The 17305-nt window shown below is 59.9% G+C and carries 12 protein-coding genes and 2 pseudogenes; 7 read left to right on the top strand and 7 right to left on the bottom strand.

Annotated features, from left to right (window positions below; translation table 11 throughout):
- Position 1 precedes the first annotated feature (1 nt).
- From menB to menE, 3 genes are read left to right on the top strand one after another with little or no spacing between them, the layout of a single operon-like run.
- On the top strand, positions 2 to 859 hold the full coding sequence (gene menB, locus GF111_RS20740) for a 1,4-dihydroxy-2-naphthoyl-CoA synthase (RefSeq protein ID WP_038876382.1): 858 nt from the start codon (positions 2 to 4) through the stop codon (positions 857 to 859).
- Entirely contained in the window at positions 859 to 1842 is a 984-nt protein-coding gene (menC, locus tag GF111_RS20745; RefSeq protein WP_060442087.1) for an o-succinylbenzoate synthase, read from the top strand. The genes menB and menC overlap by 1 nt, the downstream gene beginning before the upstream one ends.
- Positions 1830 to 3215, top strand: coding sequence for an o-succinylbenzoate--CoA ligase (gene menE / locus GF111_RS20750; protein WP_147190606.1), 1386 nt, complete (start codon positions 1830 to 1832; stop codon positions 3213 to 3215). The genes menC and menE overlap by 13 nt, the downstream gene beginning before the upstream one ends.
- A gap of 43 nt (positions 3216 to 3258) precedes the next feature.
- Here menE and katA read toward each other — a convergent pair whose 3' ends face one another.
- Positions 3259 to 4695, bottom strand: a complete 1437-nt coding sequence (gene katA / locus GF111_RS20755; protein ID WP_025303647.1) for a catalase KatA — start codon at positions 4693 to 4695, stop codon at positions 3259 to 3261.
- 338 nt (positions 4696 to 5033) lie between these two features.
- On the opposite strand from katA, the gene GF111_RS20760 reads away from it, so the two are divergent.
- Positions 5034 to 5573, top strand: coding sequence for a YfaZ family outer membrane protein (locus tag GF111_RS20760; RefSeq protein WP_038876374.1), 540 nt, complete (start codon positions 5034 to 5036; stop codon positions 5571 to 5573).
- A gap of 47 nt (positions 5574 to 5620) precedes the next feature.
- Here the strand turns inward: GF111_RS20760 and tyrP are convergent, their stop codons facing one another.
- A complete protein-coding gene (gene tyrP / locus GF111_RS20765) occupies positions 5621 to 6829 on the bottom strand; it encodes a tyrosine transporter TyrP (protein WP_004935940.1) in 1209 nt (402 codons plus the stop codon).
- A 245-nt stretch (positions 6830 to 7074) separates the two neighbouring features.
- Here tyrP and GF111_RS20770 point away from each other — a divergent pair, with 245 nt between their 5' ends.
- Positions 7075 to 8271: a nicotinamide mononucleotide deamidase-related protein YfaY gene (locus tag GF111_RS20770; RefSeq protein ID WP_147190607.1), complete on the top strand. Its 1197-nt coding sequence runs from the start codon at positions 7075 to 7077 to the stop codon at positions 8269 to 8271.
- A 3-nt stretch (positions 8272 to 8274) separates the two neighbouring features.
- Here the strand turns inward: GF111_RS20770 and GF111_RS20775 are convergent, their stop codons facing one another.
- A complete protein-coding gene (locus GF111_RS20775) occupies positions 8275 to 9483 on the bottom strand; it encodes an NAD(P)/FAD-dependent oxidoreductase (protein ID WP_224217751.1) in 1209 nt (402 codons plus the stop codon).
- A gap of 116 nt (positions 9484 to 9599) precedes the next feature.
- On the opposite strand from GF111_RS20775, the gene GF111_RS20780 reads away from it, so the two are divergent.
- Positions 9600 to 10421: a helix-turn-helix domain-containing protein gene (locus tag GF111_RS20780; protein ID WP_134268048.1), complete on the top strand. Its 822-nt coding sequence runs from the start codon at positions 9600 to 9602 to the stop codon at positions 10419 to 10421.
- Between the two features lie 122 nt (positions 10422 to 10543).
- A pseudogene (locus GF111_RS20785) lies at positions 10544 to 11908 on the top strand (IS3-like element ISKpn8 family transposase).
- A 319-nt stretch (positions 11909 to 12227) separates the two neighbouring features.
- On the opposite strand, the pseudogene yfaE reads toward GF111_RS20785, so the two are convergent.
- The 4 genes and pseudogenes from yfaE to ubiG form a co-directional block, all read right to left on the bottom strand.
- A pseudogene (gene yfaE / locus GF111_RS20790) lies at positions 12228 to 12489 on the bottom strand (class I ribonucleotide reductase maintenance protein YfaE).
- 3 nt (positions 12490 to 12492) lie between these two features.
- Complete coding sequence (gene nrdB / locus GF111_RS20795) at positions 12493 to 13623, bottom strand: class Ia ribonucleoside-diphosphate reductase subunit beta (RefSeq protein WP_019453694.1); 1131 nt, start codon at positions 13621 to 13623, stop codon at positions 12493 to 12495.
- Between the two features lie 67 nt (positions 13624 to 13690).
- Positions 13691 to 15979 carry a class 1a ribonucleoside-diphosphate reductase subunit alpha gene (gene nrdA / locus GF111_RS20800; RefSeq protein ID WP_147190609.1) on the bottom strand — a complete coding sequence of 763 codons (2289 nt, stop codon included), beginning with the start codon at positions 15977 to 15979 and terminating at the stop codon, positions 13691 to 13693.
- Between the two features lie 438 nt (positions 15980 to 16417).
- Positions 16418 to 17143 (bottom strand): bifunctional 2-polyprenyl-6-hydroxyphenol methylase/3-demethylubiquinol 3-O-methyltransferase UbiG, encoded by a 726-nt coding sequence (gene ubiG, locus GF111_RS20805; protein WP_033641383.1) that lies wholly within the window; start codon positions 17141 to 17143, stop codon positions 16418 to 16420.
- Between the last annotated feature and the right edge of the window lie 162 nt (positions 17144 to 17305).

Genomic DNA, 17305 nt, shown 5'->3' on the forward strand with positions numbered 1-17305 from the left:
CATGCTTTATCCGAATGAAGAACAGCTGTATGCCGCCATCGTCTGGCAGGATTGCACCGGCGATTTCGAAGACATTCTGTATCACAAGTCCGCCGACGGCATCGCCAAAATCACCATTAACCGGCCGCAGGTGCGCAATGCGTTTCGTCCGCAAACGGTCAAAGAGATGATTGACGCGTTGGCCAACGCCCGTTACGACGATGGCATCGGCGTCATTATTCTGACCGGCGCCGGCGATAAGGCCTTCTGCTCCGGTGGCGATCAGAAAGTGCGCGGCGACTACGGCGGCTATCGCGACGACAGCGGCGTGCATCACCTCAACGTGCTGGACTTCCAGCGCCAGATCCGCACCTGCCCGAAACCGGTGGTGGCGATGGTGGCCGGTTATTCGATCGGCGGCGGACACGTGCTGCACATGATGTGCGATCTGACCATCGCGGCGGATAACGCCATCTTCGGCCAGACCGGCCCGAAAGTGGGCTCGTTCGACGGCGGCTGGGGCGCGTCTTACATGGCGCGCATCGTCGGCCAGAAGAAGGCGCGCGAAATCTGGTTCCTGTGCCGCCAGTACGATGCCGCTGCCGCGTTGGACATGGGCCTGGTCAATACCGTGGTGCCGTTGGCCGATCTGGAGAAAGAGACGGTGCGCTGGTGCCGAGAAATGCTGCAGAACAGCCCGATGGCGCTGCGCTGCCTGAAGGCGGCGCTGAACGCCGACTGCGACGGCCAGGCCGGTTTGCAGGAGCTGGCGGGCAACGCCACCATGCTGTTCTACATGACCGACGAAGGGCAGGAAGGGCGCAACGCGTTCAACGAGAAGCGTCAGCCGGACTTCAGCAAATTCAAGCGTAACCCGTAATGAGCGGGGTAAACCGCAGCGCGGCGCTTTACCGTTACAGCCTGCCGATGGAGGCGGGCGTGGTGCTGCGCAATCAGCGGTTGAAAACGCGTGACGGATGGGTGGTGCAGCTGCGTCAGGGCGAGCGTGAAGGCTGGGGCGAGATCGCGCCGCTGCCGGAATTCAGCCGGGAAACGTCGGCGCAGGCCGAACAGGCCGCGTTGGACTGGCTGCAGGCCTGGTTGGCGGGCAACGAACCGGATGACAGCACGCTGCCCTCGGTGGCCTTTGGGATTAGCTGCGCGCAGGCCGAGCTGGAGCAGCGTTTGCCGACGCAGGCGGATTTCCGCAAGGCGCCGCTGTGCACCGGCGATCCGGACGAGCTGTTCGAGATATTGAGCGCCTTGCCGGGCGAGAAAGTCGCGAAAGTGAAGGTGGGGCTGTATGAAGCGGTGCGCGACGGCATGATCGTCAACGTGCTGCTGGAGGCGCTGCCGGATCTTCGGCTGCGGTTGGATGCCAACCGCAGCTGGACCCGCGCCAAAGCCGACGGCTTCGCCAAATACGTCAACCCGGCGTGGCGCGATCGCATCGCCTTTTTGGAAGAGCCCTGCAAGACCCGTGATGAATCGCGCGATTTCGCCCGGGCGACCGGCATTGCCATCGCCTGGGATGAGAGCGTGCGTGAGGCGGACTTTGTGGTGCAGGCCGAGCCGGGCGTGGCAGCCATCGTGATCAAACCGACGCTGGTCGGCAGCCTGGCGCGCTGCCAGGCGCTGGTGGCGCAGGCGCATGCGGCGGGGCTGACGGCGGTGATCAGTTCCAGCATCGAGTCCAGCCTGGGGTTAACCCAGCTGGCGCGCATCGCCCGCTGGCTGACGCCGGACACCGTGCCGGGGCTGGACACGCTGGGGTTGATGCAGGCGCAGGTGCTGCGCCCGTGGCCGGGCAGCGCGTTGCCGCTGTTGGATGTCTCGGCGTTGGAGTGCCTATGGCGCCGTTGAACGATTGGCCGTGGCGACACTGGGCGCGCACTCAGCCGCAGGCGACGGCGCTGATGCTCGGCGAACAACCGCTGAGCTGGCTGGCGTTGCAAAGCCAGGTGGATGAGCTGGCGGCGGATTTCCAGCATCAGGGCGTTGAACCGGGCTGCGGCGTGGCGCTGTGCGGTAAAAACAGCTATCCACTGCTGCTGGCCTATCTGGCGCTGTTGCAGTGCGGCGCACGCCTGTTGCCGCTCAATCCCGCCCTGCCGACGCCGCTGCTGGCGCAGCTGTTGCCGGAATTGGATATGACCTTTGTCTTCGGCCCGGACTCGTTGCCGCTGCTGCCGGAAGACGTGATTCGATTGACCCCGCCGTCGACCGAGCCGCGTTGGCCAGACCTGCCGACGTGGGATGCGCAGCGTCTGGCGACGCTGACGTTGACCTCCGGTTCCAGCGGCATGCCGAAAGCGGCCGCGCACAGCTACGCCAACCATCTGGCCAGCGCCGCCGGGGTGTTGGAGCTGATGGCGTTTCAGCGCGAGGATTGCTGGCTGCTGTCATTGCCGCTGTTTCACGTCTCCGGACAGGGCATTGTCTGGCGCTGGCTGGCGGCGGGCGCCCGGTTGGCGGTGCGCGAGATGCACCCGCTGAACGAGGCGTTGGCGGGATGCACGCATGCCTCGTTGGTGCCGACCCAGCTGTGGCGGCTGCTGGCGCAACCGCTGGCGGGCATGACGCTGAAGGCGGTGCTGCTCGGCGGCGCGATGATCCCGGTGGAACTGACCGAGCGGGCGGAGGAGGCGGGGATCCGCTGCTGGTGCGGCTACGGCTTGACCGAACTGGCTTCCACGGTGTGCGCCAAGCGCGCCGATGCGCGGCCGGGCGTTGGCCTGCCGCTCGGCGGCCGCGAGATCAAACTGGTGGACGAAGAAGTCTGGATCCGCGCCGAGAGCCTGGCGCTCGGCTACTGGCGTCATGGGCATCTGCAGCCGCTGGCCGATGAACAGGGCTGGTTTGCGACCCGCGATCGCGGCGCGATGGCCGAGGGGGAACTGCGTATTCTCGGCCGGTTGGACAACCTGTTCTTCAGCGGCGGTGAAGGGGTGCAGCCGGAGGATATCGAACGCGTGCTGGCGGCGCATCCGCAGATCACGCAGGCGTTTGTGGTGCCGGTGGCGGATGCCGAGTTCGGCCAGCGGCCGGTGGCGGTGATCGACGGCGATCCGTCGCTGTCGCTGGCGACGCTGCTCGCCTGGTCGCAGGATAAGCTCGCCAATTTCCAACGCCCGACGGCATTGCTTCCGCTGCCTGACGAGCTGAAAAACGGCGGCATCAAGATTTCGCGCCGCCAGTTGCAGCAGTGGGTGGCGCAGCGTCTCTCTCAGGCATAAAAAAGCCGCCCGAAAGGGCGGCTGAGCGGATGGCTGCAGGGGGTTATTTCAGCCCCAGCGCCTTGGCGACGCCGGCGCCGTAGTCCGGGTGCACCTTGGTGAACAGCTCGACCTGACGGCGCTGGATGTGTTCCGGCACCTGCGACAGTTCGCCGGCGATGCGGGTGAACATGCGCTGGTGCTCTTCGGCGCTCAGCAGGTTGAACAGCGCGCGCGGCTGGCTGTAGTAATCGTCGTCTTCACGATGATTCCAGTGGTCGGCCGCGCCCTCAATGCTCAGCGGCGGCTCGCTGAAGTCCGGCTGCTCCTGGAACAGGCCGAAGCTGTTCGGTTCGTAGGTGGCGCCGTTGCCGCTGTTGCCGTCCACGCGCATCGCGCCGTCGCGATGGTAGTTGTGGAACGGGCATTTGGCGCCGTTCACCGGGATCTGGTGGTGGTTGACGCCCAAGCGATAACGGTGCGCATCGCCATAGGAGAACAGACGGCCCTGCAGCATTTTATCCGGTGAGAAACTGATGCCCGGCACCACGTTGGCGGGGTTCATCGCTACTTGCTCAACCTCTGAGAAGTAGTTGTCGGGGTTGCGGTTCAGCTCGAAATAGCCGACGTCGATCAGCGGATAGTCGCCGTGCGGCCAGACCTTGGTCAGATCGAACGGGTTATACGGCGTCTGCGAGGCTTCGTGTTCCGGCATGATCTGAATTTGCAGCTTCCAGCGCGGGAAGTCGCCGCGTTTGATCGCGTCGAACAGATCGCGCTGTGAGCTTTCGCGATCCTTGGCGATGATCGCTTCTGCTTCTTCATCCATCAGGTTTTCAATGCCTTGCTCGCAGCGGAAGTGGAATTTCACCCAGAAACGTTCGTTGGCGGCATTGATAAAGCTGAAGGTGTGGCTGCCGAAACCGTGCATGTGACGGTAGGATTTCGGAATGCCGCGATCGCTGAAGTCGATGGTCAGCTGGTGCAGCGATTCCGGCAGGTGGGAGAAGAAGTCCCACTTGTAGACGGGATTGCGCAGGTTGGTATGCGGATCGCGTTTCACCACGTGGTTAAGGTCGGGGAATTTCAGCGGATCGCGCAGATAGAACACCGGCGTATCGTTGCCCACCAAATCCCAGTTGCCTTCTTCGGTATAGAACTTCATGGCGAAACCGCGAATGTCGCGTTCGGCGTCGGCCGCGCCGCGCTCACCGGCGACGGTGGAGAAGCGGATAAACATGTCGGTCTGCTTACCGATTTCGGAGAAGATCTTGGCGCGCGTGTAGCGGGTGATGTCATGGGTGACGGTAAAGGTGCCGTAGGCGCCGGATCCTTTGGCGTGCATGCGGCGCTCGGGGATGACCTCGCGGTCGAAGTGGGCCAGTTTTTCCAGGAACCACACGTCCTGCAACAGCATCGGGCCGCGTTTGCCCGCGGTGATCACGTTATTGTTATCGACAACCGGGGCGCCGGCTGCGGTGGTCAGTCCTTTCTTGCTCATCACTTGCTCCTTATCGTAGTGCAGTTAAGTAAAGACTCGGGCGGTTTAAGCGTTCATCAGCATAGTCCTTTGGCGGGGCTTCTTCCCCTGACCTTGGTCAAAGCCACTACTGGTTGTAGCCCTATTGCCGAGCGACGGCAAATAGGTCTCGGTTATCGTTGGCATCGCCTTGACGAATAAGGATTTTTGTTTGCAAATTTTTACATTTATTTGATTATTGAAGAATTTTTTCGCTTTTATCCCTTAAATACTCATTGCGCTTTGGTATAGACTCATGACGTTATTATTTTGCGTTGATTCGATCATTCGGTACGGATGACAAACCAGAGGGAAAGATGATGAAAAAGACTTGGGTCGCGTGCGCGGCAGGATTGCTGTTTGTGACCGGCGCGGCGAACGCCATCAGCGTGTCGGGCGAAGCCGGGCAACACTACACCAACCTGGGCGTTGGCATGAGCACCGGCTCTTCAGGTCTGGGCCTGACCGGCAACTGGGCGCGCAGCGACCACGACGGTAACGTCGGCAGCGTGGGGTTGAACTTCGGCGTGCCGCTGGGGCCGTTGACGGCGACCGTGGGCGCCAAAGCGCTGTACCTCAGCCCGAAAGATGGGAAGAGCGGCGGGGCGGTGGCGCTGGGCGGCGGCCTGGAGTGGGAAATTAACCGTTACTTCAGCCTGCACGGCGAAGGTTACTTTGCCCCTGACTCTTTCACCAGCGGCGTGAAGGCCTATAACGAAGCCAGCGGCGGCCTGCGCTGGAAGTTCCGTCCGCTGAGCGTGGACGTGGGCTACCGTTACATGCAAATGGAAGGCAAAGACGGGCGTCGCGACAACACCCTGGCCGATGGCCCTTATGTCGGTGTCGGTCTGAGCTTCTGACGCTGCGAAAAAGGGGCCTTCAGGCCCCTTTATCTTTTCTGCCTGGCTTACCCCACCGCCGGCAGCATGCCGCTGGCGATGCCCAGTTGGATGGCGATCACCGTTACCCCACAGACAAACACCAGCGCCAGCGCCGGCGTACCGCCCCAGACGCGATACTGCGCCTGATGTTTTTGGCGGGTTTTCCACACCAGCAGTGAAGGCAACAGCAGCGCCAGCACCGACAGGGCGATGGCGGCGAATCCCAACGCCAGCACGAAGCCGCGCGGGTAGAACAGCGCAAAGGCCAGCGGCGGCAGGAAGGTGATGGCGCCGGTTTGCAGGCGGCCACGCACGTTGTCTTGCCGTTTGAACAGGTCGGCCAGGAAATCGAACAGCCCGAGCGCCACGCCGAGGAACGAGGTCGCCAGCGCCAGGTCGGCGAACAGGTGCACCGCCAGTTCAACGTGCGGCGAAGCCACCGCATCGCGCACCGCCTGCAACAGGCCGTTCAGCCCGGCCTGCTGCGCCAGAATGCCGACGAAGGTGTCGGAGCTGATGCTGCCCAGCGTCGCCAGCTGCCAGAAGATATAGGCGATCAGCGGGATGGCGCTGCCGATGATAAACACCCAACGCAGTTTGCGAATGTTGCCGCCCATGTAGTTGACGATGCTCGGCACGCTGCCGTGGAAGCCAAATGAAGTGAAGATCACCGGAATGGCCGATAACGCCAGGCCTTGCTCCAGCGGCAACGTCATCAGATTGGTCTGGTGGATATTCGGCAACATCAGGCCGAGCATCACCACCAGAAACACCACTTTGGCGCTGAACAGGATGCGGTTGAACAAGTCCACCGAGTGGGTGCCGATGCACACCACGCCGCCGGCCACCAGGGTGAACAGCAGGACGCCGAGCGACACCGGGAAGTCCTGCGACGTCCATTGGCTGATGCTGGTGGCGAGCAATTCGCCGGCGCCGCTGATATAGGCGGCGGTGAGGGCGTACATCAGGAACATCATGCTAAAGCTGGTCAGCCACTGGCCGCCGCCGCCGAGATAACGTTTGGCGAGCGTGCCCAGACCGGTATCCGCCTGCTCATGCTGGTAAACCTCCACCAGCAGCAGCGCGGTGTAACACATCAACAGCCACAGCCCGACCAGTAAGGCCAGCGTGACGCCGAAGCCGACACCGGCTGCCGCCAGCGGCATCGCCAGCATCCCGGCGCCAATGGTGGTGCCCGCCACGATAAAAACACTGCCAAGAGTGCGATTCTTCACGTTTTTTCTCTACCAGCCGAAAGATTTTGAAAATTATAGGTAACGATTTATGAGGATGGCAGGATAGTGGAAGCCCTAATTTGTGTCAAACCGACGTTACGCATGGTGTACAGCAATGTTTACATTGTGGCGAGCTGCATGGCGCATGAGGAACGGGCCCATGGCTGAAATTATCCGCAGGCGGCTAGTGAAAAGTTATTTACGGGCTTCTATAGTGGAATGACCAAAAAATGTGGGAGAGATCAATGTTAAGGGTGGAGATGCTCAGCACCGGCGATGAGGTGCTGCACGGGCAAATTATTGATACCAACGCCGTCTGGCTGGCGGACTACCTGTTCCAGCAGGGAGTGCCGATGAGCGGGCGTGAAACAGTCGGGGACAGCCTCTCTGCGTTGATCGAGATCCTGCAGGAACGAAGCCATATCGCCGATGTGCTGATCGTCAACGGCGGCCTGGGGCCGACCAGCGACGATCTCAGCGCGCTGGCCGCCGCGAAAGCCTGTGGCGTAGAGCTGGTCGAACGGGCCGACTGGCTGGCGCGCATGGAAGCCTATTTCGCCGAGCGCGGGCGGCCGATGGCCCCTTCCAACCGCAAGCAGGCGCAGATCCCGGCCAACGCGGAAATGCTGGATAACCCGGTAGGCACCGCCTGTGGGTTTGCGCTGCAGCTGAACAAATGTCAGATGTTCTTCACCCCCGGCGTGCCGTCGGAATTCAAAGTGATGGTCGAACAGCAGATCGTGCCGCGCCTGCGCCAGCGCTTCACCTTGCCGGCGCCGCCGCTGTGCCTGCGCCTGACCACCTTCGGCACCTCCGAGAGCGATCTGGCCGCCGAGCTGGATGGCATGCCGCTGCCGCCGGAAGTGGTGCTGGGCTACCGCTCATCCAGCCCGATTATCGAGCTGAAGCTGACCGGGCCGGAAAGCCGGCGTGTGGAAATGGAGCAGGCCTGGCGACGCGTGCGCGAGGTGGCGGGGGACAACTGCATCTTTGAAGGCACCGCCGGGTTGCCGGCGACGCTGACGCAGCGTCTGAATCAGCAAGGGCTGAAGCTGGCGTTGAGCGAGCAGTTCAGCGCCGGGTTGATCAATCTGCAGCTGCAGAGCGAAGGGGCGCCGCTGGCGGGGGGCGAGCTGCTGCCGGCGCACTGCATCGAAACGCTGGAAACGACGCTGGCGCGCGCCCGTTCGCTGGCGGAATTGACCGGTGCGCCGTTGGCGTTGGCGGTCAGCGCCATGCGCGACGAGCAGGTGAGCATTGCGCTGCATACGCCGCGCGGCGGCATTGGCCAGACGGTGCGTTATCGGGCGTCGCGCCACGGCCTGCGGCTGCGGCAGGAGTCGGTGGCGATGCTGGCGCTGGATATGCTGCGCCGCTGGCTTAATGGGGGCCAGGCGTGCGGTAAAAACGCCTGGCTGGAGGTGGTGGAAATTATCGAGTGACGGTCATGGCGCTGAGTCGCCGGCGTCACGGTTTTGCTGCAGCCGTTCGGACGCCAGGCGTGAAAGGCGTATCGCCGCCGCGCCCCGCGTTTGCAGATCTGCACCATAGTCCTTGAGTGCCTGCGCGGCGCTGCCGGCCTGCGCCAGATGCGTCGCCAGGCTGGCGGCGTCCGCCAACGCGGTGTTGGCGCCGAGCCCACCCGCCGGGCTCATGACATGCACGGCGTCGCCGAGAAAGGCGATGCGTTCGCTGTGCCACACCGGCATCGCCTTCGTGACCTGCACCGCCCGCACGCTGAGCGACAGGGGATCCGCCAGCGCTAACGCCGTTTGCAAAGCGGGGGCCCATCCCTGCGAGATATGCCTTACGCGTGCCTGCAGCGCAGCGCTTCCCTCCGCCCGCGCCGGCCCGCCGAGCCGTTCAGCCGTTCCGATACAGGCCCAATAAAGATAGTCGTCGACCGGCGTGAGGGGGCAATCCGGCGCATAGTCGGCTGCCAGCTGCGCCATGGGCGCCTGAAAGCGCATCGGTTCAATCACCAGCGACAAGCCGTCGGCGAAGACGACCGACACGCCGCGCAGCAATTCGGGGGCCAATTGGGCACGGGTCGCCGCATCGAGCGGCGTTTTGCCGTAGAGGGTGACCGCGCCGCTGTCTTCGGGGCCCGCCTTGGGCAGGCAGCGCCGCCGCACCAGCGAGTTGACGCCGTCGGCGGCGATCAGCACATCGACCCGCACGTGTTCGCCGTTGGCGAACTGAAGTTCCACGCCCTGCGGCGTCTGCGCAAATTCACGCAAGGTATGGCCGAAACGCACCCGCTCTTGCAGGCCGGCAAGCAGGATTTCGCGCAGCGTTTGGCGATGAATGCCGAGATCGCCGCCCGGTTCTTGCGTTTGGCGCTGGCTGGAGGGCAACCAGTGCTCGGGGCGCCGGCCGGTGAGCGGGGCAAGCTGCGGATCCCATAGATTGCTCTCGCCGCTGTTTTGCGCGCAGCCGGCGCAGAGCAACCGGTAGTGCGCCGGCGGCAGGCAGGCGGCCAGCGCCTGCTGGCCCGACGGATCGATGCGCAGCCGGTAGCCCTGATCGCGCGCTTGCGGTGTGGTGTCGCGTTCAAACACCGTGGCGTGGATGCCGAAGCGGCGCAGTCCCTGAGCCAGACACAGGCCGCCGGGCCCGGCGCCGATAATGCCAATGCTGAGTGTTGTCATCATGTTCCCTCTTGAGTCAGTGGCCACAGACGGTCGCGGCCGGAAGCATTTCATTATGTCGGCGCAGGAAAAGGTTGGTATAACGGTATCTGGACTAAAAATAGTGATTAGTGGCCAATATGAATGCAAACCTTCATGCCCTCGACGCTGACTGCAGCGAATGGTCGGCGGGCCCCTGGCTGATCGCCCTTGGCGGCCGCGACGCGGCAGGCCGGGAGTATCGGTTGGGCACGCGCGAATACGACTGGCATCAGCATGTGCGAGGGCAGTTGCTGTGCGTTGAAAGCGGCTTGCTGCATGTACGCACGGCGCAGGGCGACTGGGTGCTTCCGCCGCAGCGGGCGGGGTGGATCCCGCCGGCGACGCAGCACCGGGTGCAGGTCTGCGGCGCGCTGAGCGGCTGGAGTTTGCTGCTGGCGCCGGAGGCCTGCCACGATCTGTCGAATACACCCTGCGTTATCGGCATCAGCGCAGTGCTGCAGGCGTTGGCTCAGCGTGCGGAAGGCTGGGACAAACGCAGCGCGCTTACCCTGGAGCAGGAGCGTATGGCGCAGGTGATGCGTGACGAGATACGGCTGGCGCCGACGGAGCCGCTGCATTTACCGATGTCGTCCCATCCGCGCCTGGCCGGCGTTCTGCAGGCCTTGCTGGCGCAGCCGGGGAGCGAACGTTCACTGGAGGCGTGGGCTGAATGGGGGGCGATGTCGCCGCGTACCCTGCGGCGGCTGATGATCGGCGAGACGGGGTTGAGTTTTGCCCAGTGGCGTCAGCAGGCTCGGTTGTCATATGCGTTGGCGAAGCTGGCCGAAGGCGAAACGGTGCTGCAGATTGCGGAGGCGCTGGGGTATGCCTCGCCGAGCAATTTTATCGCCATGTTTCGTAAAGCCTTCGGCGATTCCCCGGCGCGTTATTTTTCCACATTGGCGGGAAAGGGGCGCTAATCAGGCCGGGGATGAGGGAGGAGATGCTTTTGTGACGGTTATATATCCCTGATTAATCATAATGTTATAGGGGATATTCGCGCCGGGGGAATGCTGTTACTCTCTTGACGGGTGTCCCTGATATGTCAAAGCCAAAATACCCCTTCGAAAAGCGCCTTGAAGTCGTGAATCACTACTTCACAACTGATGATGGTTACAGGATCATCTCTGCACGTTTTGGTGTGCCTCGAACACAGGTCAGGACGTGGGTTGCCCTCTATGAAAAACATGGAGAAAAAGGTTTAATTCCCAAACTAAAGGCGTTAGTGCTGATCCAGAGTTGCGCATTAAGGTCGTGAAAGCCGTGACCGAGCAGCAGATGTCCCTCAATCAGGCTGCTGCTCACTTTATGCTGCTGGTAGTGGTTCTGTAGCCAAGTGGCTGAAAGTCTATGAGGAGCACGGAGAAGCTGGTTTACGCGCACTCAAGATCGGCACCAAAAGAAACATTACAATGTCAGTTGATCCAGAAAAAGCGGCGTTAGCATTGGAGCTGTCGAAAGACCGACGTATTGAGGATCTTGAAAGACAAGTTCGATTCCTTGAAATGCGGCTTACGTATCTAAAAAAGCTGAAAGCCTTAGCTCATCCCGCGAAAAAGTGAAAGTACTCAACGAGCTAAGGCAGTTTTACCCTCTTGATGAGCTTTCAAGGCAGCGGAGATACCGCGCAGTACGTTTTATTACCATCTAAAGGCTCTCAGCAAGCCTGATAAGTATGCGGATGTTAAAAAGCGTATTGGTGAGATTTATCACGAGAATAAAGGTCGTTACGGATACCGTAGGGTAACGTTGTCTCTCCATCGAGACGGGAACGGATTAACCATAAAGCCGTTCAGCGCCTGATGGGAACCCTCTCGCTTAAGGCAGCGATTAAGGTCAAGCGATACAGCTCCTACAGAGGAGAGGTAGGGCAAACCGCCCCCAATGTTCTCCAAAGGGATTTCAAGGCTACACGGCCAAACGAGAAGTGGGTTACCGACGTTACTGAATTTGCAGTCAATGGGGAAAGCTGTATTTGTCTCCAGTAATAGATCTCTTCAACAACGAAGTTATTTCTTACAGCCTGTCGGAAAGACCTGTGATGAACATGGTCGAGAATATGCTCGATCAGGCATTCAAAAAGCTTAAGCCTCACGAGCATCCTATTCTGCACTCTGACCAGGGATGGCAGTATCGTATGAGAAGGTATCAAAACATCCTTAAAGAACAAGGCATTACACAGAGCATGTCCAGAAAAGGCAATTGTCTGGATAATGCAGTCGTGGAATGTTTCTTTGGAACCTTAAAGTCGGAGTGTTTTTATCTTGACGAGTTCAGTAATATAAGCGAACTGAAGGATGCTGTTACGGAATATATTGACTACTACAACAGCAGAAGAATTAGCCTGAAATTAAAAGGTCTGAGTCCAATTGAATATCGAACCCAGACCTATGTGCCTCGTGTTTAACTGTCCAACTTTTTGGGGTCAGTACAGAATGGGGCTGCACATACCGCCTAGACACCGGTATGGTAGCCCCTTCACAGCAAGGAGGCAAGCATTGCGCTTAAGGTATGTGTTTCACTCGCTAGCCGTTTGTAGTTTTATTTACGGTTTGTTATTTATCGTGGATGATAAGGAGGACTCGCTGTGCGAAGCCTGAAACATCTGACCAGGAAAATATCACTATCCTGATCAGGGTTGGCGTGTGAGGTGAAGCGGTAATCCCTAGGGCGGGGACAACCCCGCCTTCTGGTCTCCCAGGCGTGGTTTTCCGGCACCCGACACTTTACATTTCCAGCTCGATATCCGTCAGCGGCATGCAGCAGCAGGGCAGGATTCGCCGGCGTTGATAAAACGCCAGCGGCTGTTGGCGGTAGGCCACTTCGCCTTTTCACCAGCTTTCAGGCGGCAGGCGCCGCAATAGCGGAGCGGCATTGGTACTCCACCTGCACGTCGTGCAGTTCCAGCACGTCGAGCAGGCAGTTTTCACTGTTAGGGCAGGAGAGCTGCGTGCCGGCGGCGCGCAGCGTTACGATTGGCGTCGCCATTGCTTACAGTTCGAAGTCGCTCAGGTCGTCGGCGTTGATCTCCGAGTCGATCTGGCCAACCAGGTAGGAGCTCACTTCCACTTCCTGCGGCGCTACCTGTACGTTGTCGGACACCAACCAGGCGTTGATCCACGGGATCGGGTTGGAGCGGGTTTCGAACGGCAGACCGAGGCCGACCGCCTGCATGCGGATATTGGTGATGTACTCCACATACTGGCACAGGATGTCTTTGTTCAGGCCGATCATCGAGCCGTCGCGGAACAGGTATTCCGCCCACTCTTTCTCCTGCTGGGCGGCCAGCACGAACAGATCGTAGCACTGCTGCTGACATTCCTCGGCGATCTCCGCCATTTCAGGATCGTCGGCGCCGGAACGCATCAGGTTCAGCATGTGCTGGGTGCCGGTCAGGTGCAGCGCTTCGTCGCGGGCGATCAGCTTGATGATTTTGGCGTTGCCTTCCATCAGTTCGCGCTCGGCAAATGCGAAGGAGCAGGCGAAGCTGACGTAGAAGCGGATCGCTTCCAGCGCGTTCACGCTCATCAGGCACAGGTACAGCTGCTTTTTCAGCGCGCGCAGATTGACGGTGACGGTTTTACCGTTCACCTGGTGGGTGCCTTCACCCAGCAGGTGATAGTAGCTGGTCATCTCGATCAGATCGTCGTAGTAGCCGGAGATGTCTTTCGCGCGCTTCTTGATCTCTTCGTTGGTGACGATGTCGTCGAACACCAGCGCCGGATCGTTGACGATGTTGCGGATGATGTGCGTGTAGGAACGGGAGTGGATAGTCTCGGAGAACGACCAGGTTTCCACCCAGGTTTCCAGCTCAGGGATCGAGATCAGCGGCAGCAGCGCGACGTTCGGGCTGCGGCCCTGGATGGAATCCAGCAGCGTCTGATACTTCAGGTTGCTGATGAAGATGTGCTTCTCGTGCTCCGGCAGCGCCTGGTAATCGATGCGATCGCGGGAGACGTCAACTTCTTCCGGGCGCCAGAAGAAGGAGAGCTGCTTTTCGATCAGTTTTTCGAAGATTTCATGCTTTTGCTGGTCGAAACGCGCAACGTTTACCGACTGGCCGAAGAACATCGGCTCTTGCAGCTGGTCGTTTTTGGTCTGAGAAAAAGTGGTGTAAGCCATAAGCCTGAATCCATCGTAACGTGGCTAAATGAAGGGGCCGGAAAATTCCGGCCCGCTAGGTCAAACTTTAGATCTTGCAGGCGCCGCTTTCGCAGTCGTCATCGCCGGCCTTGGCAGGCTGCAAATCTTCCTGGGCGTCTTCCGCACCGTCGCGGGTGTTTTGGTAGTACAGCGTTTTCACGCCAAACTTGTAGGTGGTGAGCAGGTCTTTCAACAGCTGCTTCATCGGCACCTTGCCGCCCGGGAAGCGGGTCGGATCGTAGTTGGTGTTGGCCGAAATCGACTGGTCGATGAATTTCTGCATCAGCCCCACCAGCTGCAGATAGCCGTCGTTGCTTGGCATTTCCCACAGCAGCTCGTAGTTGTCTTTCAGACGCTCATACTCCGGCACCACCTGGCGCAGGATGCCGTCTTTCGACGCCTTGATGCTGATGTGGCCGCGCGGCGGCTCGATGCCGTTGGTGGCGTTGGAAATCTGCGAAGAGGTTTCCGACGGCATCAGCGCAGACAGCGTCGAGTTGCGCAGACCGGTTTCCTGGATCTCTTTACGCAGGGTTTCCCAGTCGTAGTGCAGCGGCTCGTTGCAGACCGCATCCAGGTCTTTCTTGTAGGTGTCGATCGGCAGGATACCCTGCGAATAAGTGGTCTCTTTGAACCACGGGCAAGCGCCTTGTTCCTGAGCCAGACGGTTGGAGGCTTTCAGCAGGTAGTACTGAATGGCTTCGAACGTTTTGTGCGTCAGGTTGTTGGCGCTGCCGTCGGAGTAGCGCACGCCGTTCTTCGCCAGGTAATAGGCGAAGTTGATGACGCCGATGCCCAGGGTGCGGCGGCCCATCGCGCCACGGTGCGCAGCCTTGATCGGATAATCCTGATAATCCAGCAGGGCGTCGAGCGAGCGCACCGCCAGGGTTGCCAATTCTTCCAGATCGTCCAGGCTGTCGATCGCGCCTAGGTTAAAGGCGGACAGGGTGCACAGCGCAATCTCGCCGTTTTCGTCGTTGACGTCTTCCAGCGGCTTGGTCGGCAGGGCGATTTCCAGGCACAGGTTGGACTGACGTACCGGCGCGATCTGCGGATCGAACGGGCTGTGGGTATTGCAGTGGTCGACGTTCTGGATGTAGATGCGGCCGGTAGAGGCGCGCTCTTGCATCATCAGCGAGAACAGCTCAACCGCTTTTACGCGCTTCTGGCGAATGCTGTCGTCTTTCTCGTACTGGGTATACAGGCGTTCGAATTCGTCCTGATCGGCGAAGAACGCGTCATACAACCCCGGCACGTCGGACGGGCTGAACAGGGTGATGTCTTCGCCCTTGATCAGGCGCTGGTACATCAGGCGGTTCAGCTGCACGCCGTAGTCCATGTGACGCACGCGGTTGCCTTCAACGCCACGGTTGTTTTTCAACACCAGCAGGCTTTCCACTTCCAGGTGCCACATCGGGTAGAACAGCGTTGCCGCGCCACCGCGCACGCCGCCCTGCGAGCAGGATTTGACGGCGGTCTGGAAGTGTTTGTAGAACGGAATACAGCCGGTATGGAAGGCTTCACCGCCACGGATCGGGCTGCCCAGCGCGCGGATGCGGCCGGCGTTGATACCGATGCCGGCGCGCTGCGAGACGTATTTCACAATGGCGCTGGAGGTGGCGTTGATGGAGTCCAGGCTGTCGCCGCACTCGATCAGCACGCAGGAGCTGAACTGGCGGGTTGGGGTGCGCACGCCGGACATGATCGGCGTAGGCAGCGAAATCTTGAAGGTGGAAATCGCGTCATAGAAACGTTTGACGTAATCCAGACGAGTTTCACGCGGGTAGTTGGAGAACAGGCAAGCGGACACCAGCATGTACAGGAACTGGGCGCTTTCGTAGATCTCGCCGCTGACGCGGTTCTGCACCAGATACTTGCCTTCCAGCTGCTTGACGGCGGCATAGGAGAAGTTCATGTCGCGCCAGTGATCGATAAAGGAATCCATCTGCTCGAACTCTTCAGCGCTGTAGTCTTCCAGCAGATGCTTATCGTATTTGCCCATCTCGACCATGCGAGTGACGTGGGTGTGCAGCTTCGGCGGTTCGAACTGGCCATAAGCCTTTTTGCGCAGGTGGAAGATCGCCAGGCGAGCGGCCAGGTACTGATAGTCCGGCGCATCGCGGGAGATCAGATCGGCTGCGGCTTTGATGATGGTTTCATGAATGTCGGCGGTTTTGATGCCGTCATAAAACTGAATGTGTGAACGCAACTCTACTTGAGAAACCGAGACGTTGTGTAATCCCTCCGCGGCCCAATCGATGACCCGGTGGATTTTGTCGAGATTGATGCGCTCTTTACGGCCATCGCGTTTAGTTACAAGCAGACTTTGGTTCATGTGGTGTTTTACCTGTCCGTATGGTGCCCCTAAGCAGAAGTGTAGTCGCTCTGCTCAGTATGTAAACACTATATATAGGGGTTGTATGTCGGTGAGGTAACAAGATAGTGAGAAAAAACGGCGTTTGCAAGTGAACAAAACCGGCCTAATTTGTGGATAACTTGGGGGTGAAATGTAACTTGCCGCGCGAAGCGCGCGCCGTGACTGGCGCGACAAGCTTGTCAATAAGCGCGATCAGATTTTACTGAAAAACTGAAAAAACCGATCGTTTGGCGCTTTATTAAACGTTAGAAAAAAACGGCATATTGATCTGATTTAATATTCTAAAAAACTGTTTACAACGGCTATTTTGATCGAAGTTGCGGAAATTAGGTATTTTTCCGAATGCTCCGCCGGCGCCGCCCCCCGGTAATGCAGGGCCGGCGCGGTTTACAACGCTTAGCCTTCGTGCTGGGTGTGCACCATGTAGTTCACGTCAACGTTGCGTCCAAGCTTGAAATGATCGGTGATCGGGTTGTAATGCAGGCCGATCATGTGCTTTTCGCGCAGCGGCGTGCCGTCGACCCAGCCGATCAGTTCGGAAGGGCGAATGAACTTCTTATGATCGTGGGTGCCCTGCGGCACCATCTTCAGCACGTACTCTGCGCCGATCACCGCCATCAGCCAGGCTTTGGTGTTGCGGTTGATGGTGGAGAAGAACACATGGCCGCCCGGTTTCACCAACTGGGCGCAGGCGCGCACCACCGAGGCCGGATCCGGCACGTGCTCCAGCATCTCCATGCAGGTGACGACGTCATAGCGCTGTGGGTTGGCCTGAGCGTGGCTTTCCACCGTCTCCTGCACGTAAGTGACGTTCATGCCGCTTTCCAGCGCGTGCAGCCGCGCGACCTGCAGCGGCTCCGCGCCCATGTCCAAGCCGGTGACCTTGGCGCCTTCGCGCGCCATGCTTTCCGCCAGAATGCCGCCGCCGCAGCCCACGTCGAGCACCTGCTTGTCAAAAATGCCGCCGGCGCGCTGCATGATGTAGTTCAGGCGCAGCGGGTTGATGCGGTGCAGCGGTTTGAACTCGCCTTCCAGATCCCACCAGCGGGAGGCGACGGCCTCGAACTTGGCGATTTCCTGGTGGTCAACGTTTTGCACTCGGCTGGATGATTCTGCGTTCATGGGCTTGTCTGGCTCCTTGTTCTCGTTGCGCGGATTATACATGTTCCGGCGCGGCATCGTCTGCGCCGATGCGTTTTTAGCGCACTTATCTGCACAATTTCCGTGAAACAGCGGCGGTTATTTTCCCGTAAAGCGTGCTTTGTGATATAGTTTTACACCTTT

The organism is Serratia sp. HRI (assembly GCF_010119335.3).
GTDB classification, from domain to species: Bacteria; Pseudomonadota; Gammaproteobacteria; order Enterobacterales; family Enterobacteriaceae; genus Serratia; species Serratia nevei.